This is a genomic window from Methylocystis sp. Uni0008, assembly GCF_056838045.1.
The window spans coordinates 265,312-289,800 of sequence record NZ_CM166370.1; the positions used below are offsets into that span (position 1 = coordinate 265,312).

The 24,489-nt window shown below is 64.0% G+C and carries 29 protein-coding genes and 3 tRNA genes; 21 read left to right on the forward strand and 11 right to left on the reverse strand.

All coding sequences use genetic code 11. The annotated features are described in order from the left end of the window. Nucleotides 1–107: 107 nt before the first annotated feature. Together AC0X69_RS01280 and AC0X69_RS01285 are read right to left on the reverse strand one after the other, a co-directional pair. Nucleotides 108–620 carry a GNAT family N-acetyltransferase gene (locus AC0X69_RS01280; RefSeq protein ID WP_482610527.1) on the reverse strand — a complete coding sequence of 171 codons (513 nt, stop codon included), beginning with the start codon at nt 618–620 and terminating at the stop codon, nt 108–110. Continuing rightward, a complete protein-coding gene (locus AC0X69_RS01285) occupies nt 608–949 on the reverse strand; it encodes a type II toxin-antitoxin system TacA family antitoxin (RefSeq protein WP_482613289.1) in 342 nt (113 codons plus the stop codon). Before AC0X69_RS01285 ends, AC0X69_RS01280 begins: the two co-directional genes overlap by 13 nt. Nucleotides 950–1,477: 528 nt before the next feature. On the opposite strand from AC0X69_RS01285, the gene AC0X69_RS01290 reads away from it, so the two are divergent. Beyond that, nucleotides 1,478–2,134 (forward strand): methyltransferase family protein, encoded by a 657-nt coding sequence (locus tag AC0X69_RS01290; RefSeq protein ID WP_482610529.1) that lies wholly within the window; start codon nt 1,478–1,480, stop codon nt 2,132–2,134. Nucleotides 2,135–2,181: 47 nt separating this feature from the next. Further along, a complete protein-coding gene (locus AC0X69_RS01295) occupies nt 2,182–2,541 on the forward strand; it encodes a protease inhibitor I42 family protein (protein ID WP_482610531.1) in 360 nt (119 codons plus the stop codon). On the opposite strand, the gene AC0X69_RS01300 is transcribed toward AC0X69_RS01295, so the two are convergent. Then, nucleotides 2,538–3,407 carry a methyltransferase domain-containing protein gene (locus AC0X69_RS01300; RefSeq protein WP_482610533.1) on the reverse strand — a complete coding sequence of 290 codons (870 nt, stop codon included), beginning with the start codon at nt 3,405–3,407 and terminating at the stop codon, nt 2,538–2,540. The two genes, AC0X69_RS01295 and AC0X69_RS01300, sit on opposite strands and share 4 nt — an antisense overlap. Before the next feature lie 321 nt (nt 3,408–3,728). On the opposite strand from AC0X69_RS01300, the gene AC0X69_RS01305 reads away from it, so the two are divergent. The 4 genes from AC0X69_RS01305 (at nt 3,729) to AC0X69_RS01320 (ending at nt 6,685) form a co-directional block, all read left to right on the forward strand. Further along, nucleotides 3,729–4,223: a L,D-transpeptidase gene (locus AC0X69_RS01305; protein ID WP_482613290.1), complete on the forward strand. Its 495-nt coding sequence runs from the start codon at nt 3,729–3,731 to the stop codon at nt 4,221–4,223. A gap of 389 nt (nt 4,224–4,612) precedes the next feature. Further along, nucleotides 4,613–5,116, forward strand: a complete 504-nt coding sequence (locus AC0X69_RS01310) for a type III secretion system chaperone family protein (protein ID WP_482610535.1) — start codon at nt 4,613–4,615, stop codon at nt 5,114–5,116. Then, complete coding sequence (gene proC / locus AC0X69_RS01315) at nt 5,113–5,931, forward strand: pyrroline-5-carboxylate reductase (protein WP_482610537.1); 819 nt, start codon at nt 5,113–5,115, stop codon at nt 5,929–5,931. Before AC0X69_RS01310 ends, proC begins: the two co-directional genes overlap by 4 nt. Before the next feature lie 76 nt (nt 5,932–6,007). After that, a complete protein-coding gene (locus AC0X69_RS01320) occupies nt 6,008–6,685 on the forward strand; it encodes a TetR family transcriptional regulator (RefSeq protein WP_482610539.1) in 678 nt (225 codons plus the stop codon). Nucleotides 6,686–6,701: 16 nt separating this feature from the next. Here the strand turns inward: AC0X69_RS01320 and AC0X69_RS01325 are convergent, their stop codons facing one another. From AC0X69_RS01325 to AC0X69_RS01335, 3 genes are read right to left on the reverse strand one after another with little or no spacing between them, the layout of a single operon-like run. After that, nucleotides 6,702–8,072 carry an ATP-binding protein gene (locus tag AC0X69_RS01325; RefSeq protein WP_482610541.1) on the reverse strand — a complete coding sequence of 457 codons (1,371 nt, stop codon included), beginning with the start codon at nt 8,070–8,072 and terminating at the stop codon, nt 6,702–6,704. 18 nt (nt 8,073–8,090) lie between these two features. Next, nucleotides 8,091–8,828 carry a response regulator gene (locus tag AC0X69_RS01330; protein ID WP_482610543.1) on the reverse strand — a complete coding sequence of 246 codons (738 nt, stop codon included), beginning with the start codon at nt 8,826–8,828 and terminating at the stop codon, nt 8,091–8,093. Next, a complete protein-coding gene (locus AC0X69_RS01335) occupies nt 8,825–9,388 on the reverse strand; it encodes a MarR family winged helix-turn-helix transcriptional regulator (protein WP_482610545.1) in 564 nt (187 codons plus the stop codon). The genes AC0X69_RS01330 and AC0X69_RS01335 overlap by 4 nt, the downstream gene beginning before the upstream one ends. Nucleotides 9,389–9,522: 134 nt before the next feature. Between AC0X69_RS01335 and AC0X69_RS01340 the strand changes: the two genes are divergently transcribed. Then, nucleotides 9,523–10,413, forward strand: a complete 891-nt coding sequence (locus AC0X69_RS01340) for a branched-chain amino acid aminotransferase (protein ID WP_482610547.1) — start codon at nt 9,523–9,525, stop codon at nt 10,411–10,413. Between the two features lie 32 nt (nt 10,414–10,445). On the opposite strand, the gene AC0X69_RS01345 is transcribed toward AC0X69_RS01340, so the two are convergent. Next, nucleotides 10,446–11,879, reverse strand: a complete 1,434-nt coding sequence (locus AC0X69_RS01345; protein WP_482610549.1) for an aspartate aminotransferase family protein — start codon at nt 11,877–11,879, stop codon at nt 10,446–10,448. Nucleotides 11,880–12,324: 445 nt separating this feature from the next. On the opposite strand from AC0X69_RS01345, the gene AC0X69_RS01350 reads away from it, so the two are divergent. The 10 genes from AC0X69_RS01350 to AC0X69_RS01395 all read left to right on the forward strand — a co-directional run bounded on the left by AC0X69_RS01350 (nt 12,325) and on the right by AC0X69_RS01395 (nt 17,226). Next, nucleotides 12,325–12,936 (forward strand): cold-shock protein, encoded by a 612-nt coding sequence (locus tag AC0X69_RS01350; protein WP_482610551.1) that lies wholly within the window; start codon nt 12,325–12,327, stop codon nt 12,934–12,936. Nucleotides 12,937–12,974: 38 nt separating this feature from the next. Continuing rightward, a complete protein-coding gene (locus tag AC0X69_RS01355) occupies nt 12,975–13,433 on the forward strand; it encodes a DUF192 domain-containing protein (RefSeq protein ID WP_482610553.1) in 459 nt (152 codons plus the stop codon). A gap of 86 nt (nt 13,434–13,519) precedes the next feature. Next, nucleotides 13,520–13,596, forward strand: a tRNA-Pro gene (locus AC0X69_RS01360). 69 nt (nt 13,597–13,665) lie between these two features. Beyond that, complete coding sequence (locus tag AC0X69_RS01365) at nt 13,666–13,974, forward strand: ETC complex I subunit (RefSeq protein WP_482610555.1); 309 nt, start codon at nt 13,666–13,668, stop codon at nt 13,972–13,974. A gap of 9 nt (nt 13,975–13,983) precedes the next feature. Next, nucleotides 13,984–14,060: transfer RNA gene (locus tag AC0X69_RS01370), tRNA-Arg, on the forward strand. Between the two features lie 80 nt (nt 14,061–14,140). After that, nucleotides 14,141–14,217: transfer RNA gene (locus tag AC0X69_RS01375), tRNA-Arg, on the forward strand. Between the two features lie 28 nt (nt 14,218–14,245). Further along, a complete protein-coding gene (locus AC0X69_RS01380; protein WP_482610557.1) occupies nt 14,246–15,004 on the forward strand; it encodes a DUF2865 domain-containing protein in 759 nt (252 codons plus the stop codon). A 102-nt stretch (nt 15,005–15,106) separates the two neighbouring features. Then, the gene (locus AC0X69_RS01385) at nt 15,107–15,751 is read left to right on the forward strand and encodes a DUF47 domain-containing protein (RefSeq protein ID WP_482610558.1); all 645 of its coding nucleotides are present in this window, start codon (nt 15,107–15,109) and stop codon (nt 15,749–15,751) included. 9 nt (nt 15,752–15,760) lie between these two features. Beyond that, nucleotides 15,761–16,759, forward strand: coding sequence for an inorganic phosphate transporter (locus AC0X69_RS01390; RefSeq protein ID WP_482610560.1), 999 nt, complete (start codon nt 15,761–15,763; stop codon nt 16,757–16,759). Beyond that, a complete protein-coding gene (locus AC0X69_RS01395; RefSeq protein ID WP_482610562.1) occupies nt 16,756–17,226 on the forward strand; it encodes an NUDIX hydrolase in 471 nt (156 codons plus the stop codon). The genes AC0X69_RS01390 and AC0X69_RS01395 overlap by 4 nt, the downstream gene beginning before the upstream one ends. Here the strand turns inward: AC0X69_RS01395 and AC0X69_RS01400 are convergent. Further along, nucleotides 17,223–17,576 (reverse strand): hypothetical protein, encoded by a 354-nt coding sequence (locus AC0X69_RS01400; protein WP_482610564.1) that lies wholly within the window; start codon nt 17,574–17,576, stop codon nt 17,223–17,225. The genes AC0X69_RS01395 and AC0X69_RS01400 overlap by 4 nt on opposite strands. A 75-nt stretch (nt 17,577–17,651) precedes the next feature. After that, a complete protein-coding gene (gene metC / locus AC0X69_RS01405; protein ID WP_482610566.1) occupies nt 17,652–18,836 on the reverse strand; it encodes a cystathionine beta-lyase in 1,185 nt (394 codons plus the stop codon). Between the two features lie 80 nt (nt 18,837–18,916). Between metC and AC0X69_RS01410 the strand changes: the two genes are divergently transcribed. Next, nucleotides 18,917–19,948, forward strand: a complete 1,032-nt coding sequence (locus tag AC0X69_RS01410; protein WP_482610567.1) for an amino acid ABC transporter substrate-binding protein — start codon at nt 18,917–18,919, stop codon at nt 19,946–19,948. On the opposite strand, the gene AC0X69_RS01415 is transcribed toward AC0X69_RS01410, so the two are convergent. Then, nucleotides 19,941–20,531, reverse strand: coding sequence for a DUF2478 domain-containing protein (locus tag AC0X69_RS01415; protein ID WP_482610568.1), 591 nt, complete (start codon nt 20,529–20,531; stop codon nt 19,941–19,943). The two genes, AC0X69_RS01410 and AC0X69_RS01415, sit on opposite strands and share 8 nt — an antisense overlap. Before the next feature lie 118 nt (nt 20,532–20,649). On the opposite strand from AC0X69_RS01415, the gene AC0X69_RS01420 reads away from it, so the two are divergent. After that, nucleotides 20,650–21,357 carry a VWA domain-containing protein gene (locus AC0X69_RS01420; protein ID WP_482610570.1) on the forward strand — a complete coding sequence of 236 codons (708 nt, stop codon included), beginning with the start codon at nt 20,650–20,652 and terminating at the stop codon, nt 21,355–21,357. Between the two features lie 10 nt (nt 21,358–21,367). Continuing rightward, entirely contained in the window at nt 21,368–22,093 is a 726-nt protein-coding gene (locus AC0X69_RS01425) for a DnaJ domain-containing protein (RefSeq protein ID WP_482610572.1), read from the forward strand. A gap of 41 nt (nt 22,094–22,134) precedes the next feature. On the opposite strand, the gene AC0X69_RS01430 is transcribed toward AC0X69_RS01425, so the two are convergent. Continuing rightward, nucleotides 22,135–23,802 (reverse strand): serine hydrolase, encoded by a 1,668-nt coding sequence (locus tag AC0X69_RS01430; protein ID WP_482610574.1) that lies wholly within the window; start codon nt 23,800–23,802, stop codon nt 22,135–22,137. Between the two features lie 238 nt (nt 23,803–24,040). Between AC0X69_RS01430 and AC0X69_RS01435 the strand changes: the two genes are divergently transcribed. Next, on the forward strand, nt 24,041–24,379 hold the full coding sequence (locus tag AC0X69_RS01435; protein ID WP_482610576.1) for a phasin family protein: 339 nt from the start codon (nt 24,041–24,043) through the stop codon (nt 24,377–24,379). Nucleotides 24,380–24,489: the final 110 nt, after the last annotated feature.

Below are 24,489 nucleotides of genomic sequence, written 5' to 3' on the forward strand. Positions count from 1 at the left end.
GAGAGAATCGAGTGGGAGTAGGGAGAGATATTGACCGCGCCTCAGCAGAACAGATCGCGCGAGTAGTTGAAAACGCGCTAGCTCGATGCAAACTGTCGCGCGCCTCTCTAGCCAAAGCCTGCTAACACTGTCTCGATCGGCAAGAATAAAATTCGGCTGTCGGCCGGATATTCGATGAACTCCGCGCATCGCAGATAAAACCGCTTCGCCGCGTCGTCCTTGGCGTGCACCAGCACAGCGCCAATGCCGATGCTTTGCGAGGCGACCGCAATGCGACGCAAAGCGTCTGCAAGCATATCGGCGCCAAGCCCTTTGCCGGCATAGTCGCGGTCAACCGCAAGACGCCCGATGACTGAAACCGGGATCGCGTCGGGCGCGTTGCGGCGGAGCTTGCCCGGCGCGGCGGCGCGCTCGACCGAGCCGGCCGAGATGCAGTAATAGCCGACCACGCGCGCGTCTGCGCAGACGACATAGGTCCGCGAGAAACGGCTCTCGTTTTTCAGTGCGCGATGGCGCAGCCAATCATTCAGCGCGGGCGCGCCGCAGTCGAACTGCGAAAGATCGTGTTCGACGGTCAGCGGCGTGGGCGCCGAAAGCGCGGCGCGTTCTACTTCTTCCATGCCGGAGCGCGGCGCAACAGTGCTTTGAGCTTCGGTCCCGGCGCCGGCGGATTGTCGAGCGCCTGCACGAAGGCGTCATAACGCTCCGGGTCGAGCAAAAAGAGTCGCTGGTCGAGCAGCACGTTGATCGCCTCCCGCCGCGCGCTGTCGATCATGAATTCGGTGCGCGTCTTTCCCAAAATTGCCGCCGCGTCGTCGATGAGCTGGCGTGTCTTGGCTTCGATCCGCAGATTGATGCTGCCTTTGGTTTTCGAACCTGAAGCAGGTCCCGCAACCGCTCGGGTTTCGGCCTTCCGCCTTCGCGATGATGAGGAACGCCCGCTTGGCATCTTCAAAGCATACCGCTCCGTACCTACAATGTCAATACGCGGCTTATTTTAGGATGCGCGTCGGCTCAATGTTTCCCCTGGCGTGCAGCTCGCGCGCTCAGTTCGAGCGGAGAAAAATTTTCGCACGCCAAGGCATGAATGGATGATCATGGCTCGCGAGAAACATGCAATCTTTCCGAGATTGCAGGACGCGCTAATTAGCGTGACGTTCGATCCCTTGATTTGAAGAGGTTGTTGTTATGCGAAATCTCCTAATGCTGGCCATCGCCGCATGCATTGGCGGCATTTTCTCCTCGACGGCGAGCGCGCGTCCGGTGACGACGGACGATTGCCTTTCGCGCGGGCTGTGCGCTTACGTCAACACGAAGGGCCGAGTGACATGCGGAAAATGTCCCGGCCAGGTCAAAGCGGTCTGGTTCGCCACGCGCAGCCAGGCGACTGCGAGATGCAGGAAGTGAATGGCACTGCCTTGAAGTTCCGGCGTTCCGCCGCCGTGGAATGCGTCGGTGCGCCTGATGCAGGACGTCGATGGCGCTGCTGATCCGCATCTTTGCCGTTGCGCTGTCGATCGGCCTTTACCTCGCGCTCGCGATCATCGGCGGCGGCGGGATTGAGGCCTTCTTTTCCAGTCCAGCGCGGACGGCGCTCGTCGTCGTCACCCTCGCGCTCGGCGTCGCGTCGCTCTTCGTCGATGGCAATCTCAGTCCCGGCCTGCGCGAGGACCGCAGCAATCGATGGGTCATTGCGGCGTTCCTGATCATCGGCCTTCTCGCCGCCTATCTGCCCGCCTGGGCCGACCGCGAGAATGTGTGGAGGCTGGATGGCGACGCCGTGCGCTGGCTTGGCGTCGCGCTCCTTGCGGCGGGCGGCGCCTTGCGGCTGTGGCCGGTCGCCGTGCTCGGATGGCGTTTCAGCGGCCTCGTCGCCATCCAGCCCGGCCACGAGCTCGTGACCATGGGTCCCTATCGCTACATCAGACATCCCAGCTATCTCGGCCTCTTGATCTCCGCGCTCGGCTGGGGACTGGCGTTCAACACGGCGGTCGGCGTGCTTCTGGCGCTTGCGAACATCCCGCCGCTCGTCGCGCGGATGAACGCCGAAGAGCGCCTGTTGAGTTCGGAGTTCGGCGCGGCCTATGAGATCTATCGCGCGCATACCGCTCGGCTCATTCCAGGCGTGTATTGAATCGCCGCAAGCGGCGCCGGTTTTTCCCCCGGCAAAGGAAAGCACTTATGAAACGTCTGCTGTCTCGCCTGTTGCTGCTTGGCGTTTTGCTCGCGCCGCCCGCGCACGCGGACGACGTCATAAGGCTCGCGCCGGGCGGCAGCGCGATCTTCACGCTGCAGGAGAATGTCACGACCGGCTATTCCTGGCGCATAGATCAGGCGGCGAGCCGCAATCTCGGCATTCTGTCGATTTCGGACGGCGGTCGCGGCGGCGGGCGGCGGCGCATGGTGGGTAGCCCCAGCGTGCGTCACTGGAAAATCCGCGCGCTCCAGCCCGGACAGGCGGAAATCGTCTTCGCCTATCAGCGGCCTTGGGAGCCGGCGCCGGTCAAAACCCGCAGCGTCGAGGTGGAGGTCGCGCCCTAGCCGCCGTTTACGGGGCGGGACTTCATCGCGTCTTCAAGACTCATGGTGGCCGAGCCGCGCTTCGCCGGCTTCTGCTGGCTCTCATGCGGCGACCAGCCGGACGCCCAAACAATCTCGAAGGTCGCGCGCACGCGTCCGTCCGCGTCCGAAAAGCGCTCGGCGTAGATCTGCGCGGCGCGCGCCACGACGTCGCGCCGCAACGGTTTGCGCGCGCGCTTCACGAGGACGTTGGCGGCGCCCATCGCGCGCAGATCATCCATCAGCGCGAACATCGAATCATAGCGCAGCGTGAAGCTGTCGACGTCGGCGACGGGCAGGGCGAAGCCGGCGCGCTGCAGCAAGGCGCCCATGTCGCGCACGTCGACGAAGGGCGAGACGCGCGGACTGGCGCCGCCGGTGATTTCCCCTTCGGCCTGCGTGAGCGCGGCGCGAAGTTCGACAAGGCTGGCGCCCCCGGCAAGGCAGGCGAGGAACAGCCCGTCCGGCGCGAGCATGCGTCGCGCCTGCGCGAGCGCGCCCGGCAGATCATTGGCCCATTGCAGCGCCATGCCGGAGACGATCAGATCGAAGGAGCCCGGCGCGAAAGGCGGAATTTCTTCGTCGACGACGGCGTCGCCGCCATAGGCGCTCGCGCGCAGGGGCCGTGTTCGGCCGCTGGCCACGACGGCCTGTGAGAAATGCGGGCTCGGTGAGCCGAGATCCAGCGCGCGCGGAAATTCGCGCTTTACGGTCAACAGCCGATCGAACAGGTCGTCGGCGGCGCGCGCCGCCAGGAAGTCCGGCGCGCCTTTCGAAACCGCGCGACGCAAGCGCCGCCGCAGAAGCGCCCGGTCAAAAATTTTCGGCGGTCCGACTGTCTCGCTCATGCCCTACTACCGCGCTCGCGCCAGATAGGTCTGTAAGTGCGCAATCGCATGAATTTCGACGAAAGGATGGCGCAATAGCGGCGCGATGGTCCGAGACGCTCCGCGGTCAGGTTGGGAACTTCCCGTGAAATCTTAACGTTAAGCCCTAACCTGAAGACGCGGAACGTTTCGACAAGATCATGGCGAAAGTTAGAATGCGCCCATTCGAGAAGTCGCTTCTGAGGCTTCAATAAGTAGGGTGTGAGCGTCATGCGTAATCTGTTTGCTCTTTTGCGTCGATCCCGCAACTTCAAGCCGACTGGAACGCTTCCGGCGTTCCTGATGGCGATGGTCGCGGGACTGGGTCTCGCCGCGCTTCCGCCAGGCGCGAACGCGCGCAACATCGTCTCATTCTCTCCCAGCGTCGCTCCCGGCACGGTCGTCATCAGCGCCGGTCAGCGAAGGCTGTTCTATGTAGTCGACACCGGAGTCGCCATCAGCTATCCCGTGGCCGTCCCCAAGCGCGGCAAGGAATGGTCGGGCGCGACGTCCATCGGGGGCAAATATGTGAACCCCGACTGGGTTCCGCCAGCGGTCGTGAAGGCTGATCACCCTGAACTGCCGAACTTCATCCCCGGCGGCTCGCCGCGCAATCCGATGGGCGTGCGCGCTTTGACGCTCGGCGGCGGCGATGTGGCGATCCACGGCACCACCCGCAAGATGCGCGCCTCGATCGGCACGGCGGCCTCCTACGGCTGCATTCGGATGCTGAACGAGGACGTTTCCGACCTCTACGATCGGGTTGACGTCGGATCGCCAGTCATGATGACGCGGTAGCGCCAGCGACTACCGAACAACGCAAGCCTCGCTCGTCACGCGGGCGAGGCCAATTTTTGTCCTTAAGCGGGCGCCCGTGTTCTTCGCGCCAGATATCGTCCTCTTATCCAGAGCTTTTTGTGCGGAGCTTTTTCTGGCGCGAGTCGCTGTGGAAGACGCCGCGGCGCCATGGACGCCGACGTGCGAATCCCGCAGTCTCCGCCCCGAGAAGGTCCGACCGGCGCTTTTTTCGCGTCATAGTTCTCGTGTGGAGTATAGTGATCGCAAGAGATGATTCGACTTCGAATCAATCGCTTGAAAAGGAGGCGCCCTCACGGAAAGCTCCACGACGCATCGTCGCCTGTCTTTTAGTCGCCGCGTTATGCTGACATTGAAAAAAAGGTTGGCACATGCTGATCGCAACAGAAAATGAAACGGAACGCGCTGAACATCCGGTGGATGTCGTGGAGCAACTGGCGGCCACCAACGACTGGTCCTTCGACAGGGACGACGAAGACGAAATTTCAATTTCCGTCGCCGGAGCGTGGACGGAATATCACGTCGCTTTTACTTGGCTTCCGCATCTGGAAACGCTGCATGTCAGTTGCGCCTTTGATCTCAAGGCGCCGGAGCGCCGACGCGGCGAGCTGATGACGCTCGTGAATGCGATCAACGAGCAGATGTGGATCGGGCATTTCGACTTCTGGCCGAAGGAGGGAGTCGCGATGCACCGTCACGGACTCATCCTGACCGGCGGCGCGCAGCCTTCGGCGACGCAGTGCGCGGCTTTGCTCGACAATGCGCTGCAGGCGTGCGAGCGGCACTATCAGGCGTTCCAGTTCGTGCTGTGGGCTGGAAAGAGCGCCAAGGAGGCGCTCGCGACCGCTAATTTCGAGACGAAAGGCGAAGCGTGACCGACGAGTCGGGGCTTCGCGGCAAGTCCGTCGCGTTGATCGGCGCCGGAAACATGGGCCTGGCGTTGCTGGACGGCTGGGCGGCGCAGGGCGCCCTTGGGTCCGTCGCCATCGTTGAGCCGCAGCCGTCGCCACGGCTTAAGACGTTATGCGCCGAACATGGCTATGCGCTCAACGGCGCGGCTGCGCCGCGGGACGCCGTCGTTCTCGCCGTGAAGCCGCAGGCGCTGCAGGCGGGCGCCGCGGCCGCAACGCCTTATGTCGGGGGCGAGACTGTCGTGGTGTCGATCCTCGCCGGCAAGCGCATCGCGGACATTGTCGCGCATGTGCCGGCGAAATCCGTTGTTCGCGCAATGCCGAATACGCCCGCAGCGATCGGGCGCGGCGTCACCGGCGCTTTTTCCAGCGAGGAGACGAACGCCGGCCAGCGCGCGCTGGCCGACGCATTGCTCCGCGCAGTGGGCGCCGTCGAATGGGTGGACGACGAGACGCTCATCGACGCAGTGACCGCCGTCTCGGGATCGGGTCCGGCCTATGTCTTCTATTTCGCCGAATGCCTCGCCGCCGCCGGCGCGCAGGCTGGTCTGCCCGCGGCGCTTGCGGCGCGGCTCGCCCGCGCGACGGTCGAAGGGGCAGGCGAGCTGATGCGCCGGCAGCCTGAGACGGATCCTGACGAATTGCGCCGGCGCGTAACGTCTCCGGGGGGGACCACGGCGGCCGCGCTGGAGGTGCTCGAGGCGCCGGACGGCCTCGGCGCGTTGATGCGCCGCGCCGTAGCTGCGGCTAAACGCCGGGCGGGCGAACTCTCCGGCTAAATAGGCGCGCGCCTTGTCCCTGCGCCGCGCGACAATAGAATATAGCTAGAAAATTCATGCGGACCTGGAGAGAGACATGACTGGCGGCGGCCCCCGCGACCGCGTGATCGATGCGACGCTTCGGCTCGCAGCGCGGCGAGAATTCAGCGACGTAACGCTCACCGATATCGCTCACGAAGCCGGCATGTCGCTTGCCGATCTGCGCGAACTTTTCCCATCGAAGGGCGCCATCATCGGCGCCTTCTCTCGGCGCATCGATCGGGAGGTTCTCGACGGGGCGCCCAAGGAAGCCTCGCACGAACCGGCGCGCGAGCGGCTCTATGATGTTTTGCGCCGTCGGCTCGACGCGCTCGAACCGCATCGCGAGGCGTTGGCGAGCGTTGGGCGCTGGGCGTCGCGCGATCCGCTCACCGCCGCGGCGCTCAATCGCGAAACGGTGAATTCCATGCGCTTCATGTTGGAGGCGGCGGACATCGACAGCGAGGGGCCGGTGGGATCGCTCAAGCTACAGGGACTGGCCCTGGCCTGGAGCCGCGTGCTGGAAGATTGGTTTGCGGGCGACATTCACGACGCCTTGTCGACGCTCGATCGCGAACTCACGCGCGGCGAACGTTACGTCGATCGGGCGGAAGATTTCGCAAGGCTCACGAGGCCGTTCTATTCCTTCGCGCAGAGCCTGTTCGGCTGGCGGACCCGGCGCGGCGGCCGCGATTATGACGACGACAGCGGCGGATATCCGCACGCGCGCGCATGATCGTCGCGCGCGCCGGTCATAGCGGCAGGCTGACCGTCGCGCGCAAACCGCCAAGCGGGCTTCGGTCCAGGGTGATGTCGCCGCCGTGCGCGCGAGCGATATCGCGGGCGACGGCGAGGCCCAGGCCCGAATTTCCCTCGTTCTGGTTGCGGGATTCGTCCAGCCGGTAGAACGGCCGGAACGCGTCCTCGCGACGTTCGACGGGGATGCCCGGCCCATCGTCGTCGATGTTCACGGTCATCGTCGCCCCGTCGTTGGTCGCCGAAAGTTCGATGCGCTTGCCATAGCGCTGCGCGTTGCCGACGAGATTGGCGAGTAGCCGTTTGATCGCCGCGGGACGCGCAACGAGTTTCGGATCGCCGGCGATTTTCACGGCCGCTGCAAGACCGCGCTTTTCAGTATCGGTCCTTAACTCCTCGAAGATGGCTGAGATGTCGGTGGGCGACGAGGTTTCATCGCCGTCGCCGCGGGCGAAGGCGAGATACGCCTCCACCATGCGCTCCATCTCATCCACATCCTTGCGCATTCCGGCGGCCTCATTCGAGTCGCCCATCAGCGCCAGCGAAAGTTTGAAGCGCGTGATGATGGTTCGCAGATCGTGCGAGACGCCGTTGAGCATCGTCGTGCGCTGCTCGATGGCGCGTTCGAAACGGCGCTTCATGTCGAGAAATGCGGCTCCCGCCTGACGCACTTCGCGCGCGCCGCGGGGGCTGAATTCGACATTTCGACCTTTGCCGAACTCCTCGGCGGCGCGAGCCAGGCGCAGGATCGGCCTGATCTGGTTGCGCAGGAAGGACGTGGCGATGGCGAGGATGATCACCGAGGCGATCGCCATCCACATGAAGAAAATATACGAATTCGAGGCGTAGGCATGCGTTCGCGTGGCGAACATTCTCAGCGTCGCGTCGTCGAGGGCGACGCGAATTTCGATCAGACTGCCCGGAAGCGCGGTGTTGATCCAGAAAGGCTCCTTCAACCGGCGCGAGAGCGCTTTCGTGAGCGCCTTGTCGAGCAGCGAAAACAAAGACGACTTTGGCGCGGGCGGCGGCAACTCCTGCTTCGGCAGAACCGAGATCTCCATGTTCAGATCGAAGGCGGCGATGCGTCGAAGTTGCGCGTGTTCCGGGTCTTCGGGAAACGTCCGGTAGATATCGACGAGCGTCGCGACTTGCCGGGCCATCCCAGCGGACAGATTATAGGTCACGACCTCCCAATGCCGCTCCATGAAGACATAGGCGACGGCGGACTGGAGCAGCACGACCGGCAGGATAACGATCAGCAGCGCGCGGGCGTAAAGCCCTCTCGGCATGCGGTCATGCAGCCAGTTGGCGAAGCGCCGCCACAGATTGCGGGGCGCGGCGAGAACTTCCGGTAAGACGACGGTCATCGTGGAGACTCTACCACCTTAGCGATTGGCGCGCAGCGGCTCGGCCAGCAGGCGGTAGCCGTGGCCGCGCACGGTCTGAAGATAGCGCGGCGCGTTGGGATCAGTCTCGATCTTCCGTCTCAGGCGGGCGATCTCGACATCGACGCTGCGCTCGCTTGCGCTTCTTTCTAGATCACGTTGCGCCAAAGTCTGGCGCGAGACAATGCCGCCGTCCCTTTCGGTCAGCGTCCGCAACAGTTCGCGCTCGCGGGTGGTGAGCCGAACCGGCGCGCCGTCATGCAGCAACTCGCCCCGCGACGGATCAAAAACGAAATCGCCGAAGCGCCTCGGCCGGGCCGAGTCCGCGCGCCGCGCGCGGCGCAGAATGCTCGCGATGCGCAGCGACAGCTCCCGCGGATCGAAAGGCTTCGCGAGATAATCATCCACTCCCGCCTCGAGTCCTTCGACGCGGTTCGCCGTCTCGGTAAGCGCCGTCAGCATCAGGATGGGCGCGGAGCGCAGCGGTTCCGGGCCGTTGCGCAGCCGCGCCGCGAAGGCGGTGCCGCTTTCCCCCGGCATCATGACGTCCAGCACGATGAGATCGAAGGCGAAGTCGCGCATTCTGGCGCTCGCCTCCTTCGCATCGGCTGCGGCGCTGACCAGATAGCCTTCGTTCATCAGGTAGCGCGACAGCAGGGTGCGAATGCGCTGATCGTCATCGACGACGAGAATATGCGGCGCATTCGCGTTCGGGGCGCGCTGTGGAGACACGGTCATGGTGCGTCGCCGGCTGCTTTTGCGGATGCAAGATGCGCTCGGACGCGCGCGCGCTCGTCGGCGTCGATCATCGCGAACAGGAATTGGGAGGCGGCGCCGCGCGCCTCAGGCGGCAGCTCGTCCATGACTTTCAGCAGACGGGCGGATTGCAGCGCAGCAAGTTCGCGCGCGAGTTTCGCGCCCTTCGGGGTCAGGTAGAGGAGGCGCTGGCGGCGATCGACGACGCCCGCGCGCGCCTCGACGAAGCCGCCCTCGATGAGCTGCTTGAGGACGCGGTTGAGGCTCTGCTTGGTGATCCTCAATATGTCGAGCAGCGCCGCGATCGTGAGGCCCGGGCGGCGATTGACGAAATGGAGCACGCGGTGATGCGCTCGGCCAAAGCCGTAATTTTCAAGGAGCCTGTCAGCATCGCCCACAAAATCGCGGTAGGCGAAAAAAAACAGCTCTACGAACTCGAGCGCGTCCCTGTCGCTCGTGCTTCGCGCCGCATCAGCGGCCAGTTTCCGCAAAGCCGCGACGGAAGCCGGCTGGGGGACTTTTCTCGCTACGAGTTCATCCACGCTGGTTCTTGCCTGACGTTTGCCGCGAGCTATTTACGTCAACTATATTGACATAAATCTGACCGATGGCTAGTGCTGACCAAGCGTCGCAGCGCCTTGTTTGGCCTATCGATCGCGTCTTCCCGGAGTTCGCCATGTCGCTTCCGCCCTTCGATCAGCGCGACGGATTCATCTGGTATAATGGCGCGCTTGTTCCGTGGCGCGACGCGAAGCTTCACGTCCTCTCGCATGGGCTGCATTACGCCTCCTGCGTCTTTGAAGGCGAGCGCGCCTATGGCGGCGCAATCTTCAAATCCCGTGAACATTCCGAAAGGTTCCAGCATTCCGCGCGGATCCTCGATTTCGAGATTCCATTCAGCGTTGAAGAACTCGACGCCGCCAAGCACGAAACCGTCAAGGCCAACGGACTGTCGAATTGCTACGTGCGTCCGGTCGCCTGGCGCGGCAGCGAAATGATGGCCGTGGCGGCGCAGAATTCGACCATTAACGTCGCCATCGCCGTCTGGGACTGGCCGAGCATGTTCGACGTCGAGACAAAGATGAGAGGCATCAAGCTCGACATCGCCGAATATCGACGTCCAGATCCGCTGACGGCGCCCTCCATGGCGAAGGCGGCGGGTCTTTATATGATCTGCACGATTTCAAAGCACCGCGCGGAGCGTCGCGGCTTCGCCGACGCGCTGATGTACGATTGGCTCGGCCGAGTCGCCGAATGCACCGGCGCAAACGTCTTCTTTGTTCAGGACGGCGCCTTGCACACGCCGATCGCCGACTGCTTCCTTGACGGCATCACGCGGCGGACGGTCATCGACCTCGCGAAAAGACGCGGCGTCGAAGTCATCGAGCGCCGGATCATGCCTGAGGAAATGTCGTCGTTTTCGGAATGCTTCATCTGCGGCACTGGCGCCGAAGTGACGCCCGTTTCCGAGATCGGAGTCTATCGCTTCACGCCGGGCCAACTGTCGCGCGCGCTGATCGAAGACTACACGCGCGAGGTTGAGAAGCAGCCTTCGCCGGCCATGTGATCGCGCCGAACGCCGCGCCGGCGCTCGGCCGTTCAGCCGCTCATTCGCGCCTTGATCGCGTGTTCCGCGAGAGTCTTGCCGAGCGACCAGACGGCGGAAGGCGCCTTGTGCGCATCCGCGATGACGGCGTCGAACGACTGCTCGATCCAATCGCAATCTTCGTCTGAAATCGTCAGCGGCGGCAGCAGCTTGATCGTGTGGTTTCCGTGTCCGGCGACTTGCGTCAGCACTTTGTGATCGCGAAACAGCGGGATCGAGATCAGCTGACAAAACAATCCTGAGTTGACCGTCTCCAGCAAATTCCATGCGGCCTTCAGCTTGAGCGATTTGGGCGGCCCGAACTCCACGCCGATCATGAGGCCCTTGCCGCGCACGTCGGCGACAAGCTCGTAGCCCTCCGCCATTCTTTTGAATGACGCGAGAAGACGGTCGCCCGTCCTGGCCGCATTCTCGATCACACGTTCATTCTCAAGCGCGTCCAGCGTCGCGATTCCGGCCGCCATTGCGAGATCGTTCTTGCTGAAGGTCGAGCCATGCACCACGGCGCGATCCATGCGGTCGAATACCTTGTCGAAGATCGATTTGCGCGTGAGCACCGCGCCGACCGGCACATGGCCGCCCGAAAGCGCCTTGGCGACGACGATCATATCGGGTTCGACGCCCGGGAAATGATCGATGGCGAAGAAGCGTCCGGTCCGGCCCAATCCTGTCTGAATCTCGTCAGCGACGAACAGCGTCCCGTATTTGCGGCAGAGCGCCTGCGCGCCGATAAGATACCCTTCCTGAGGAATATTGACGCCCTTGCCCTGAATCGGCTCGACGAAGAAGGCGGCGACGTCGCGTCCCGACAATGCCCGTTCGAGCGCGTCGAGATCGTCGAAAGCGACCTCGCGCGCGTTCGGCAGCAGCGGTCCAAAGCCTTTCTTGAATATTTCATCGCCGTTCATCGACAGCGATCCGTAGGTCAGGCCGTGGAAGGAGTGCGCGCAGTGCAGGATCCCGGCGCGGCCCGTCGCCGCGCGCGCGAATTTGATCGCCGCTTCAACCGACTCGGCGCCGGAATTGGCGAAAAAGACCTTTTCCAGCCAGGGCGCGTGGGCGAGCAATTTTTCGGCGAGAACGCCGGCCAGCACCGAAACGTCGAGTTGCACGAGATTGGCAAGCTCGCCGTCAAGCACGCTTACCAGCGCGTCGCGAACCGCCGGATGGTTGCGTCCGAGCGCGAAGACTCCCCAGCCGCTGAGGAGATCGAGATAGCGGTCGCCTTTGCGGTCCCAGAGATAGGGGCCGACGCCGCGCACAAAGCCGACGTCATACCCAATCGTCTTGAGAACGCGCACCCACATCTCGTTGAGGCGCTTCGCATGCAGCGAAAATCGCTCGCCCTCGCGGGCCGCCGCCAGCGCGGCGAGGTCATAACGAGGATCAATCCGCGCGGAGGCGTCTTCATGAGCACAGACAGTCATGGGCGCGTTCGCTGGCGCGGTCGACGAAGAGGTCATTGGCGGCGCTCCAACCGAGGAAATGGCGGGCAGGCGACAGGGCGCGCGACGCTCGCCAGTTTCCGATTGCGCGCCCGGAGGGCGTTTGTCAAATCCCCCGCCGATGTGGCGCATCGGCCACATGTCCTGAGATTTTGACGGTTTCGCCGGCGTCATTCGACGATCCGCCCGCGTTTATTGCGAAACGCCGCTGCACGCGTCGCGGGGCGCGCACGCAAGTTTCGACAAGAGCGACAAGGGTTTCGTCGATCGGCGCGAAGCGCTGCGCGTATCCACAGGCATTCCGCAAATCGAGTAAAATTGCCGGTTGGATGACGCGCCGTGGATGGTATCTTGTTAAAAGTGATTCATGAGCGACGCGGGGCGATTCGCGCCTTAGAAAGATTGCCAGCGCGCGCACGCCAGTAGAATGCTCTGGATCAGCATGGGGAGTTGGTCGGTGGGCGCTAAAGTAACTTTTCAAGATGATTTGATCTCGAGCGCCACTGAACCGGATGAGTCCGGGCTCGAACTGGTCGAGGTCGCGGGACAGATTAAATGGTTCGATGTCGCGAAGGGCTATGGTTTTGTGGTGCCTGACGACGGCTCCGCCGACATTCTCCTGCACGTCACCATTCTCCGTCGCAGCGGGTTGCAGACCGCTTTCGAAGGCGCGCGCGTCGTGTGCGAGGCGCAGAAGCGCGCCAAGGGCATGCAGGTCTTTCGCGTCATCGCGATGGACGAGTCGACCGCCGTGCATCCGTCGCAGTCCTGCGCCGGACGCACTCATGTCCAGGTCGTCCCAACGAGCGGCTATGAGATCGCCATCGTCAAATGGTTCAATCGCGTGAAGGGATTCGGATTTCTCACGCGCGGCGAAGGCACCGAGGATATTTTTCTGCATATGGAGACGGTTCGCCGCTACGGCATGACCGAACTCAAGCCCGGCGACAGCGTGCTCGTGCGCTACGGCGGCGGTCCCAAGGGCCTTATGGCGACTGAAGTGCGGCCGCTCGACGCGAAAAGCGTCCCGTCGCACTGAACACATTCCCAGCGCGAGGCTCTTTGGAGCGCTTCCGAATGAGATCTGCGCAAAGATTCCGCTTACTCATCTGGTCTTTGTTTCTCGCGCTCGCGCTGACCTCGGCGCGCGCCGAGCCTGCGCTGGAAACTCTGGGCATCGTGACCGCGACGGGCGAGCACGACTTCAAAGTCGAAGTCGTGGACACCCCCAAGGCCCGCGCCCGCGGCTTGATGTTTCGCAAGTCGATGCCCGCAGATCACGGCATGCTGTTCGAGTTCAAGGCCGAGGGGCCGGTCTCGATGTGGATGAAGAACACCTACATTCCACTCGATATGGTTTTCATCGGCCGCGACGGACGGGTGGTCGGCGTGGCCGCCGATGCGGAGCCTTTCTCCGAACGGATCATCGCGTCGCCTGAGCCGGCCTATGCGGTGCTGGAGCTGAACGCCGGCGCCGCGCGGCGCATCTCGCTCGCGCCGGGAGACCAGGTGCGGCACCGCATCTTCAAGCGCTAAGTCGCATTCCCTTGTGAGGCGCGGCCTCGCGTGGTAGCGAAATTTGAGCGAGGGCAGGGCCGCCTCAAGGTACGGCTTGCGTCCGGCGGGGTATAGCGCAGCCTGGTAGCGCGGAAGTTTTGGGTACTTCAGGTCGCAGGTTCGAATCCTGCTGCCCCGACCAGCGCGAACGCCGCCGCGCGGCCGCTCTCTCACCCGGCGCCCTGGCGCGCAACGTCAACGACGAGGCCATATGACCGCACGCATCTATCTTCCGGCGCCGAGCGCCACGCAATCGGGTCCCGGGTCGGACATGTGGCGGCTGGACTTCGAACCCGAGTCGCCGCGGAGCATCGAGCCGCTGATGGGCTGGACGAGCTCCGGCGACATGCGCCAGCAGATCAGGCTCAAATTCGCCACCAAGGAAGAGGCGATCGCCTATGCCGAGCGCAATGGTCTGGCGTATCGCGTCGAGGAGCCGAAGCCCAATCTCGCCGCGCGGCGGGGGGCTTCCTATTCGGATAATTTCAAGACTAGCCGTATCGGACTCTGGACCCATTGAGGCTGTTTCGGCCCCGTAGCTCAGCCGGATAGAGCAACTGCCTTCTAAGCAGTAGGTCGCAGGTTCGAATCCTGCCGGGGTCGCCATATATGAGTACCCTGTCGGGCGTTTCTGGCGCCGCGTCGGCCGTGGTGATACGGTCGGCCCCGCAAGCTGCGCATTCGACGGCTCCGTAGCTCAGCCGGATAGAGCAACTGCCTTCGAAGCAGTAGGTCGCAGGTTCGAATCCTGCCGGGGTCGCCAGTCGAAGTTAGTAGACGGGGACAGGCGAATGCGGCTTGATCGCCAGGGTGCGATTGCGATCGTCGGCGCTCTGGCGTTTCTCCTGGCGCTCCCGCCGCTCGACACACTGGCTCAGGGCGATTTTTTCGATACGCTTTTTGGCCCCGAGCAGCCTTCGTGGGCGCCGCCGGGACGCTCCCGGCGCATCATGCGTCCGCCGCGCCAGCGCGCGCGCGCGCCGAAAGCCACCATCCCTTACGGAACGATCCCTTACGCCAAGCCGGTAGCGACCGGCGGCGCCGGCGGCGACGCCGATTCAATGTCGAGCGGCGCCTACTGCGTGCGCGTCTGCGACGGCTATTACTTTCCTTTGATCAAATCCTCGCAGCTTTCCGCCCAGCAGTCCTGTGATTTCGCCTGTCCGTCGGCGCGCGTGCAGCTCTATCAGGGCGCGAGCATTGATCAGGCGCGGAACGCCAAGGGGGAGCGCTATTCGGCGCTCCGCGCGGCGTTCAGCTTCCGCGACAAATTCACGGCGCGATGCTCGTGCAACGACCCAGCCGCGTCTCGCGACTATTATCTGCGGCTGTCCCGCCGTGATCCGACGTTGCGGAGCGGCGACATCGTGGTTGGGGAGAAGGGCGCATTCATATACAACCGCTCCAGTCTCGTGAGCATCAGCCGCGCCCCGCGCCACGTAAGAGCCCGCCTGCGAAGTCTGTTGCCGCGAAACATCGCGCCGGGGGACGCGAGCGCCTCGCGAGACAGTTCGATTGCGCTAAACAGGACGCAGCGGCTTTCAAAATAGTCCGGCGGCGTCGCCTCGCTCTTTACAGCCGCGGCCGGCCCGGCTATGTGCCGCCAGCCAGTTTATGACAGTTTTGTGACGATTCCCGGAGGCAGAAGCGCCATGTTGTCTTGGTTTCAGGCGCTCATGCCGAGAGAGGAGCGCTTCTTCGACCTTTTCGAGCGGCATGCGGAGACGCTTGTCGCGGGATCCCACGCCTTGCGCGAACTGCTCGACGGCGGCGACCGCGTGCTTGTCTGCAGTCAGGAAATCCGCCGCCAGGAGCATGAGGCCGACGCGATCACCCGCGAGGCGCATCTGGCGGTTCGCCGCACTTTTATCACGCCTTTCGATCGCAGCGACATCCGCGACCTGATCTCGGCGATGGACGACGCGATCGACCAGATGCATCAGACAGCGAAGGCGACCCTGCTTTACGAAGCGCGCGATTTCCAGCCAGCCATGCGGCGCATGGGGGACATCATCGTGCAGTCGGCGGAGCTCACGCGCAGCGCGATCCCGCTGCTGCGGTCGATGCGCCAAAACGCCGGCAGGCTCAACGCCTTCAGCGAGGAAATCACGCGGATCGAGGACGAGGCCGACGCCATTCATGACCAAGGGCTGAAGGAGCTGTTTCTGGCGCACCGCCACGAAGATCCCATGGCGTTCATCGTCGGGGCGGAGATCTACGGCCATCTTGAAAGAGTCGTCGACGGGTTCGAAGACGTCGCCGACCGAGTCGCCGGCATCGTCATCGAACATAGCTAGGGCGGGCGCTTGCAGGATTTCTCTTACTATCTCCTTGCGCTCATCGCCGTCGCGTTGATCTTCGATTTCCTGAACGGTCTGCACGACGCCGCCAATTCCATCGCGACGATCGTCTCGACGCGCGTTTTGCGGCCGCAATTCGCGGTGTTCTGGGCCGCCTTCTTCAATTTTATCGCCTTCCTGTTTTTCGGCCTTCACGTGGCGCAGACTGTCGGCGCGGGCATCATCTCGCCCGATATCGTGGACGACTTCGTCATCTTCGGCGCGTTGATGGGGGCGATCGTCTGGAATGTGATCACCTGGGGATTGGGCATTCCTTCCTCGAGTTCGCACGCCCTCGTCGGCGGACTCGTGGGCGCCGGCGTCGCCAAGGTCGGCGCTTCCGCGATCGTCTGGAACGGTCTGCTCAAGACCGGCGCCGCGATCGTCCTCTCGCCGGCGCTTGGGTTCGTCCTGGCGCTCGCGCTCGTCCTGCTGGTTTCCTGGCTCTTCGTGCGACGGACGCCCGGCGGCGTCGACGCGCTGTTTCGCCTGTTGCAATTCGCCTCGGCTTCCCTCTACTCGCTGGGCCACGGCGGCAATGACGCGCAAAAGACCATGGGCGTGATCGCGGTGCTGCTTTATTCGCATGGCGCGCTCGGCGGCGAGTTCCACGTGCCGTTTTGGGTTGTGATCGCCTGTCAGGCAGCCATGGGGCTTGGAACCCTGTTCGGCGGGTGGCGGATCGTGCGCACGATGGGCTCCAGGATCACGCGTTTGACCCCCATGCAGGGGTTCTGCGCCGAGACCGGGGGCGCCATTACATTGTTCCTGGCGACCGGACTGGGCGTTCCGGTGTCGACGACTCATACCATCACCGGCGCGATCATTGGCGTCGGAGCGTCGAGACGGGTTGCGGCCGTTCGCTGGAACGTCGCCAAGGACATCGTGGTCGCCTGGGTCATCACGATGCCGATGGCCGCTTTTTTCGCCGCGACTTTCTACGCGATTGCGAGGTTCGCGGCATGAAAGCGCCGAAGGCGAAGAAGAAGAACGTCGGCGCGGGCGTCGTCCTGCGGACGCAATACGCGGCTTTACCGTGGCGAATCTACAATGGGCGCGTGGAGATCATGCTGGTCACCTCCCGCGACACAAAGCGTTGGATCATTCCGAAGGGTTGGCCGATGAAAGGCCGCAAGCCGCATATCGTCGCGGCGATCGAAGCGGTGCAGGAAGCAGGTCTTATCGGTAAGATGGACAAGGCGAAGCTTGGCGACTTCGGCTATGAGAAGCGCCTCGACAGCGGCGCGACGGTCGACTGCCGCGTGGAGGTGTTCGCCTTGCGCGTCCAGAGACAGCGGAAGAAATGGCGCGAGAAGAAGCAGCGCGCCACTCAATGGTTCGAATGCGTCGTCGCCGCCGGATTGGTGGAGGAGCCCGAATTGCGCGAGCTGATGCTGGCCTTCTGCGGCGTGTCAGCCCATCACAAGGCTTAGCGCGTCTTAGCCGCGGGAGGATCGGCGCGCATCCAGCCCTTGGGCAGCTTCATGCGCGCCGCCTTGCAAAATTCGGTGGGTTCGGCGACCTTGGCGGCCTTGTCCCGTCGCCCCGAGCGTGGCTTGGCGGCGACGGGCGGAACGACCTTCTCGCCCTTATTGTAGACAGTCTTGTCTTTGCAGACGTCTGGGCATTTGCCGATGACGTCAGACTTGTTCTGGCCGCAGCCCTTGCAGGCGCAAGTGATGTTCGGGAAATCCTCGCCGCTGGCCGCCAGCGCCGGCGAGACGCCCGCAATCAACCACCCGCAGACGGCCGCATAAGCAGCAAACCGGGAAACGGCCACCATATTGCTTCTCCCATCAGAACATCTTCGCACGATCGGACATGCGAAGACGTGAAATGCACCGCGCGCGCGCCGCCATCAAGTGGCGTTGAGCCGCGCGAGCCCCGCCTCGAGATCCGACTTCAAGTCGGAAACGTCTTCCAGTCCGATCGAAAAGCGCAGCGCCGGTCCTTCCGGAGTCCAGCGCGTCGCCGTCCTGTATGAAGAGCAATCGAACGGCAGAACAAGACTTTCGTAGCCGCCCCACGAGAATCCGATCCCAAATAATTCCAATCCGTCGACAAACGCGGCGACCGCCTGTTTTGAGGTTGCCTTCAGGATAACCGAGAAAACACCAGACGCGCCTGTAAAGTCCCGCTTCCACAGAGCGTGGCCGGGGTGCGTCTCGAGTGCGGGATGCAGGACTCGTGAGACTTCTGGCCGCGACTCGAGCCACCGTGCGATGTCGAGCCCGGCGCGCTCCTGCTCGCGCAGGCGCAAGGCCATGGTGCGCAGCCCGCGCAAGGCGAGGGCGGCGTCATCGGGACTGGATCCCATGCTGAACATATTGAACGTCGCGCGCAGGCGCTTGGCCCATTTTGAATTGGCCGAAACGAGCCCCATGAGTAGGTCGGCGTGCCCGGAGAGATATTTGGTGCCGGCCTCGATCGCGAGGTCGCAGCCACGCTCATGCGGGGGAAACAGCAGCGGCGTCGCCCAGGTGTTGTCCGCGATCACACAGGCGCCATGAGCGTGGGCTGCAGCTGCAATTGCGGGAATGTCCTGAATTTCCATGCTCTGTGAACCGGGCGATTCAACGAGAACCGCCGTCGTTTCCGGCTTCATCAGCGCGGCGATGCCGCCGCCGATCAGGGGATCGTAATAGTCTACCGCGACTCCGAACCGCGTCAGAAGGCCGTCGCAAAAGATGCGGGTCGGCTGATAGGCGGAATCAACGATGAGCGCATGCGCGCCGGCGCGCGTGGCGGTGAGCAGCGCCAGTCCGATCGCCGCCAGGCCGGAGGGCGTCAGCACCGTGTCGGCTGCGCCTGCGATCTCGCTCCAACCGTGCTCGAGGGCGCGAGTCGTGGGCGTTCCCTTGGTGCCATAGGTATAGGGCTGCCGCAGGCTCTCGAGAGCGGCGACGGTCGGAAACAGCACGGTCGACCCGCGGTAAATTGGCGGATTGACGAAGCCGAAATGATCGAATGGCGCGCGGCCAGCTTGCGCCACGATCGTTGCGGGTCTTAACTTACGCCTTGTTTTTCGCTTTTCTTCGGACATGCCGCCCCTTACATGTCGGCTTTTGCGTGAGCGCCGCGCGAGCGTAGTATATCCTTCGCCGGATGCCGAGCCCGTCCGCCATGATGCGCCGCCCGATCTTCGCCCTGCTTTTGGCTTTCGCCGGCGCGCTTTTCGCTGACGGCGCTTGTGCGCAGACGGACCTCGGCGCGACGCTCGCGCAGGTCGTCAAGCGCGGCTATCTCACCTGCGGCGTGACCGTTGCGCCCGGCTTCGCCCAGCGAGACGGCGCGGGCGAATGGCGTGGGTTCGACGTCGATTTCTGCCGCGCCGTCGCCAGCGCCGTTCTCGACGATCCGACCAAGGCGCGATTCGTTGAACTCTCGGCAAAGGCGCGCGTCGGCGCGCTGCAGGCCGGCGCCCTGGACCTGCTCGCCAGCGCCTCGCCCTGGACCCAGGCCCGCGATGCGGGCCAGAAGGTCATCTACGCCGCCGTGTTTCTCCACGACGGGCAGGGGTTTCTCGCGCGCCGGCAGCGCAGCTTCGCCTCTCTGCAGGATTTGGACGGCGCCTCGATCTGCGTCGAGCAGGGCACTCCCTACGAACTTGAGGTCGCGGACTTTTTCCGCGCCCGCAAGGCGAAATACGAGCCGAAGCTGTTTCCGAGCCTCGAGGAAGCCGCCAAGGCCTATGACGAGGGCAAATGCGACGCGCTGACCGCCGACGTGTCCGCGCTGCATGGCGTTCGAATCGGCCTGAGCGCCCCCGCGGACCATGCGGTCCTGCCGGACCTCCTGTCGAAGTCGCCGCGCGGTCCGCTTATCCGCCAGGGCGACGACCAATGGCTGAACATCGTCCGCTGGACGCTTTTCGCGATGATCGACGCGGAGGAGCTGGAGGTGTCGAATTCGAACGCCGATGCGGCCCTCTCCTCGGAAAATCCGCAGATCCGTCGGCTGCTGGGCGTCGACGGCGCCCATGGCGACGATCTCGGCCTGACCCAGGACTGGGCCTACCGAATCATCAAACATGTCGGCAATTACGCCGACGTCTTCGAGCGCAATCTCGGGCAGGGCGCGCCCTTCGCGATGGAGCGCAGGCTGAACGCCTTATGGAACAAGGGCGGGCTGATGTACGCCCCGCCGGTCAGATAGACGTCCGATCCGGCGCGCCCGCCGCCAGCTTCGCCCACCATTCCGCCAAGGCCTCACGTTCGGGCGCGACGTCTTCCGCCAGGGACCCGGCGAAGGCGCGCCATTCGTCGCGATAGTGCGGAGAAACCGCCGCGATCACCGGAACGCGGGCGGCCATCGCCGCCCTGAAGGCGTCGCAGAGTCCGCCACGCCCGGCCTCCTGCTTCGAGAATTTGCTGATCACGATCAGCTGCGCGCCGCCGCGCGCCGCGCGCTCGATCGCCGCGCAGGCGAGCGCCAGTTCGCCAGTGTCGAGATTGCAGGCCACCGATCCGGGCCCGAGGTCCTGCGAGATTGGGTAAAAGGCCCCGTTGGCGACGTCGCGCAGCATGATTCCGGATTTTCCCGACGCATCCGCAACGCGCGTTTGCGTGACGCCGCCCACCCGCACGCCTTTCTGGATCAGCTCTTCCGCGAAGGCCTGCATCAGAGATTGAACGCGAACGCTGTCTTCGGCGGGCAGCGCGGCGATGCGCGTCCAGCCGATCGTGGCCTCAAGCGGGGCGTCGACGGGGCCATGAGATTGTTCGCTCAAGATTGACATCGAGTCCTCGCCGGGCGCGCCGAAAGAGCCTATGTTTCCGGTCTCGCGCCTACCTCTTGTTTATCAGAGAGCGCGGCCGATTTGATATAGAGCGTCAGATGCAACGACGTGAACCGCAGTGGGCGATCATTCGACTAATCCGCCAGCCACTCAGGGCTCCGCGAAAGCTGGGCCGATAGACGCCTTCCTGGACAAGGCGAGAAACCTCTCGGCAAGCGTGTCGCGGGGGCGCCTGATATTCGCGCTGGACGCGACGATGAGCAGACAGCCGACGTGGGACATGGCGCAGTCCATTCAAGGCGAGATGTTCCGCACCACCGCAGCGCAGGGCGGGCTCGACGTTCAGCTCGTCTATTTCCGGGGTCTGGGAGAATGCCGCGCGTCCCGCTTCGTTTCGGGAGGCGAGGGGCTCGGCGCGCTGATGTCGCGCATTTCGTGCCGTGGCGGCCGCACGCAGATCGGCAAGGTTCTGCGCCATGCTCTGGATGAGTCGCGCGCAGGACGTATCGGCGCGCTCGTCTACATTGGCGACGCAATGGAGGAGCGGGTCGACTCCCTAGCTGCGGCGGCCGGCGAACTCGGACTGCTCGGCGTTAAGACCTTCATGTTCCAGGAGGGCCAGGACCCTGTCGCGCAGCATGCCTATCGCGAGATCGCGCGCCTGACCGGCGGCGCCTATGCGGCGTTCGACGCCACGGCGCCGAAGCGGCTGGCGGAGCTTCTCGCCGCGGCGGCGGCCTATGCCGTAGGCGGCAGACTGGAGTTGGAGCGCCGCGCCGGCGAAGGCGAAGGCGCAGCGCGCCTGCTTCTGTCTCAGATCGGTTGAGGATGAACGGATGCCCATTCTGATCGGACTTGTGGCCCTGGTCCTGACGATGTTGGCGCTCAACGCCTACACGAAGACGTCGCCGGCGCTGTTGGCCGTGATTTTCAAGCGCGGCGGGGGCTTTCTCGCGCTCGCGCTTGGCGCCATTCTTCTGGCGCGCGGGCGCCTGGACCTCGGAATGGCGCTGCTCGGATTGGGCGTTTGGCTCACAGGCCTGAGCGGCGGGCCGCTGCGCGGCTTTCGCAGGGCAGGGTCAGGAGCCGGGGGCGTCTCGCGCGTCCGATCAGCGATGATCGAAATGGAGCTCGACCATTCGACCGGCGCCATAAGGGGCGTCGTACTGGCCGGCCAGCATGAAGGCGCGCATCTCGACTCGCTGACGCGGCCCGCGCTTCTAGAACTCTATGGCGTTTGCCGCCGCGATGATCCCGACGGCGCGAGACTCTTAGAAGCTTATCTGGACCGGCGATTTTCCGGCTGGCGTTCGACAAGCGATGCGCACGCAAACGCGGGGGGCTTCCGAGCGGGCGAGGGCGGCGCGCGCCGTCCAGGGGCGATCTCGGAAGACGAGGCCTACGAAATTCTCGGCCTCAAGCGCGGCGCCGCGGCGGCGGACATAGCGCGCGCGCACCGCGAGTTGATGAAGAAGCTTCATCCAGATCTTGGCGGAACGACGGATCTTGCGGCCCGGGTAAACGAGGCCAAGGACGTCCTGATGCGGCGTCACCAGCACTGACGCGCGCGCGCGGTAATCGTGGTCCCAAGTCGTCGACATGGTCAGTTCTTTGTCGTGAAGCAGGCGAAGCCCGAACGCTTGAGCGCCTTGCACGCCGACTGCGCCGTTTCCTCTTCGAGCCCGGCGAAGCGCGCCCGATAGAGGGTTTCAGACCCTCTCTGCACCTTCTCGGTGAAAGCCTTGGCCGAGGCCGGAAAGCCCTGCAACTGGCCACGGGCGCGCGCGAGCAGCTGATTGGCCTTTTCCTGATCGTCGGTGGCCCCGATCTGAATCATCCAGCCTGCCTGGGCGGGGCGCGCGGCGTCGGCTTTCGCGGCCTGCGATCTTGCCGCGCCACGGATGGCTGAAGGCGTCGTGGAGACGGGGGTGATGTCGATTTTTCGCGCGCCGCCCGTCGTCGAACCGTCGCGTGCGGCGACCGGCGTGACTCCACCGCGCGCCCTGGCGCCCGGAGACGCGCCCCTGAACTCCGCCTCGCCTGCGTCAGCCCGCTTCTGTCCGCCAGAGACGAAGGCCGGGCGAACGACCGGTCGACCGGCGGCGCTCCCCTTCGGCGGGATGTCGGCGGACGGCACGGGCGTGGAGAGACGGCGGACGAACGGTTCGGGCTCTTCGGCGGCGCTTTCTTGAGCCTCGGCATAAGCCAAGCGTTCCGCAGCGACCTGTTGAGCGCGTTCGGCGGCGCGCTCGGCGCGCTGCGCGCGCTCCTGAGCGAGTTGCTCCTGCGCCTCGCTGGCGCGCGGATCCTCGGCGATCGCCGCCACAGTCCTGACGGAGGCGCCGCCGTCGATGTTCTCCTCGATCAGCCCCGCCATGATGCGATCGCGCGTGTAGGCGGTCTTGCCGCCCATCACCACCGCGACGATGTGGTGTCCGCGCCGGCGCACCGACGTCAGAAGATTGAAGCCCGACGCGCGCGTGTAGCCGGTCTTGATGCCGTCCATTCCCTCGACCTGGCCGAGGAGATGATTGTGGTTGCGGTGCAGCGCGCCGTTGTAGGCGAAGCTCGGCGTCGAGAAATACCGATAGTAGCGCGGGAAGCGCTCCTGAATCGCGCGTCCGAGCACCGCAAGATCATAAGCCGTCGTGATCTGGTTTGGATCGGGAAGGCCCGAGGCGTTCTCGTAATTCGTGTTGCGCATCCCGATCGCATGGGCCTTGCGCGTCATCATCTGCGCGAAGGAATGCTCGTCGCCCGCGACGTTTTCGGCGATCGCGCAAGCGATGTCATTGGCGGATTTGGTGACGACCGCCTTGATCGCGTTTTCGACGCTGATCGTCTGACCGGGCCGGAGGCCGAGTTTGGAAGGGGCCTGCGCCGCCGCGTGTTGCGAAATCATCAAAGGCGAATCGAGCCGCAACCGTCCCTTCTCGAGCTGCTCAAACAGGAGGTAGAGCGTCATCACCTTCGTGACTGAAGCCGGATGGCGCAACTCATGCTCTGAGCGGGAGTAAAGCGTGCGCCCGCTGTTCGCGTCGACGACGATCGCCGAAAATCCGCGATGCTCGCCGATAACCGGGTCGCCGAGCGCGTTGGCGCGCATCCGCACGGCGGAAACGCGTTCGCCGGAGTCGCGGTGGTGTACATGCCGTCCCCTGCGCGCTTCGGCGGGGATCGCCGCCATCGCAAAGAGGAACGTGATCGTGGCAATGCTTGCCGCGAGGGAGCGGGACCGCGGCAGGCGATCCGACGAACTCGATCTCAGCATAAACGCGCCCCTTCACTTCACTGTTGTTCGCGCAACCGCCCAGCCGCGCCAAAAGTGACGATTTGACAGACTAAGGGCTGGCGGTTACCCGCGGGTTAAGCGTCAGCCCAGCGCCCTGACGTTTTTTGCGTCGCAACATTTCCATTGACTTTATTTTGTGCATTGCATATAAATACATCGTGAGCGGGCGCATAGCGCCGCATAGGGCGCCTTTGCGCCAAAATCATGAGGACGAACCATGGCAGCTAATTTCGACAGCGTTCAGAAGCTCGGCAAAGAGCAGTTCGAGGCCGTTTCCGCCGCTGCGGCTGCGGTGACCAAGGGCTGGCAGAGCATCGCCGCCGAGACCACCGATTATTCCAAGAAATCCTTCGAAAAGAGCCGCGTTCTGGCCGAAAAGCTGATTGCGGTCAAGAAGATCGATGAAGCCTTCCAGCTCCAGAGCGATTTCGCCAAGAGCGCCTATGAGGATTTCCTCGCCGAAGCGACCAAGCTCGGAGAACTCTACACCAACATGGCCAAGGAAGCTTTCAAGCCGATCGAGTCCGCGGCGAAAGTCTATAGCCCTGCCGAGTAATCGGCGCTAAACACGTTCGTCCAAAACGCGGCTAGGACAATTGAGACCCGGGGAGGCCTTCGCCTCCGCCGGGCTTTGTACCGAGCGCCGGGTTCGCGCCCTCCCATTGT